The sequence below is a fragment of the Desulfatiglans anilini DSM 4660 genome, from assembly GCF_000422285.1.
In the GTDB taxonomy this organism is placed as follows: Bacteria; Desulfobacterota; DSM-4660; order Desulfatiglandales; family Desulfatiglandaceae; genus Desulfatiglans; species Desulfatiglans anilini.
Genome location: NZ_AULM01000098.1, coordinates 1 through 1720, shown reverse-complemented (window position 1 = coordinate 1720; position 1720 = coordinate 1). Strand labels below are relative to the sequence as shown.

General features: G+C 62.3%; 3 protein-coding genes. All 3 read left to right on the top strand.

The genetic code is table 11. The annotated features are described in order from the left end of the window. The coding region (locus H567_RS28900; RefSeq protein WP_208598452.1) for a 2-oxoacid:acceptor oxidoreductase family protein at positions 1-188 on the top strand (188 nt) is incomplete at its 5' end. Continuing rightward, positions 181-474, top strand: coding sequence for a 4Fe-4S dicluster-binding protein (locus H567_RS0121215; protein WP_028322918.1), 294 nt, complete (start codon positions 181-183; stop codon positions 472-474). The genes H567_RS28900 and H567_RS0121215, both read left to right, overlap by 8 nt. Continuing rightward, complete coding sequence (locus H567_RS0121210; protein WP_028322917.1) at positions 474-1646, top strand: transketolase C-terminal domain-containing protein; 1173 nt, start codon at positions 474-476, stop codon at positions 1644-1646. The genes H567_RS0121215 and H567_RS0121210 overlap by 1 nt, the downstream gene beginning before the upstream one ends. Positions 1647-1720 lie beyond the last annotated feature (74 nt).

The following is a 1720-nucleotide window of genomic DNA, read 5'->3' as shown; positions in this document are numbered from 1 at the left end:
CCAACACCACCATGCTGGGGGCTTTGTTGAAGGCCGATGAGATCTTTCCGCCGGCGGAGCTGACCGAAGCCCTCAGGGCGCGCTTCGGCCGGGTGTCGGAGAAAAACATCCAGGCCCTGATGCGCGCCTACGAGGAAACGCAGGTGCTGCCATCGGCCTTTTCTCGGAAGGAGGCCCGCCATGGTTGAATCGGAGAGGGATCTTCGCTGCGGGGATCTGGAAGTGGGGTGCGTCGTGCGCGAGCCGGGCAACGCGCGCTTCTACAGGACGGGGGACTGGCGCTCCTTCCGGCCGGTGGTGGACCGGGCGAAGTGCATCGGCTGCGGCGTTTGTTACCTATTCTGTCCGGACATGGCGATCCGCAGGCGGGAGGACGGGACATTCGAGGCCGACCTCTATTACTGCAAGGGGTGCGGGATCTGCGCCGCGGAATGTTTCACCGGGTGTATCCAGATGGTCCCGGAGGAGGAATGATGGGCAAGCGAGTTGGTATCGAGGTATCCATTGCGGCGGCGGATGCCGTTGCGATGGCTGACGTGGATGTCGTGGCGGCTTATCCGATCACGCCGCAGACCCATATTGTGGAGCACCTCTCGGAGCTGGTGGCCGACGGAGAGCTGATGGCCGAGTTCATCCCGGTCGAGTCGGAACACTCGGCGATGAGCGTCTGCTGCGGGTCTTCGGCGGCGGGCGCCCGGACGTTCACGTGCACGAGTTCCCAGGGGCTCGCCCTGATGAACGAGATCCTTTTCATCGTCCCCTCCATGCGTCTGCCGGTCGTCATGATCCTGGCCAACCGGTCTCTTTCAGGCCCGCTCAGCATCTGGAACGACCACACGGACGTGATGTCGGTGCGCGACTGCGGTTGGGTGCAGCTCTTCGTGGAAAACGGCCAGGAAGTCTTTGACCATGTCCTGTTTGCCTTCCGGGTGGCTGAAGCGCGCAGCGTCTCCCTGCCGGTCATGATCAATATGGACGGGTTCATCCTGACTCACGTCATCGAGCCCATTACTTACTGGGACAAGGAGGCGGTCGAGCGCTACCTGCCCCTGTTCGAGCCCGTCAACCGTCTGGACCCGGACCGTCCGATGACGATGGGCGCCTTTGCCATGCCGGGGATCTATACGGAGGCCAAGAAGGTCCAGAACGACGCCCTGATCGCTGCAATGCCGGAGATGATCGAGGCCTGGGAGGAGATGGGGGAGTTGACCGGAAGGCACTACAGGCCGGTGGAAACCTATGCGGCTGAAGGTGCGGAAACGGTCTTCATCACGATGGGGAGCATCGGGGAGACCGTCTCTATGGCTGTGGACCGGCTTCGCGGGCAAGGATACGCAGTCGGTCTGGTCAAGTTGCGGCTGTGGAGGCCTTTTCCGTTCGATGCCCTTCGGGAAGCCCTAAAGGGTGTTCGCCGGATCATTGTCATCGACCGGGCGGTTTCGTTCGGGGGCCCGGGGGGACCGGTTGCGGCGGAGATCCGAAGCGCCCTTTACGGGGTGGAGCCGAGGCCGGCGGTTGTGAATATGATCAGCGGCCTGGCCGGCCGGGATGTCACGCCTGAGGATTATATCGTCATGTACGAGAAAGCCATGGCAGCAGACTGCTTGAAACCGGAGGACTATGTTGTCTTCGGAGCGAGGGAATGATGGAAGCCTTGAATGTCTATGCCTCACGGCTCGTTACGCAAAAGGAGTATTTCACCCCCGGGCACCGCGCCTGC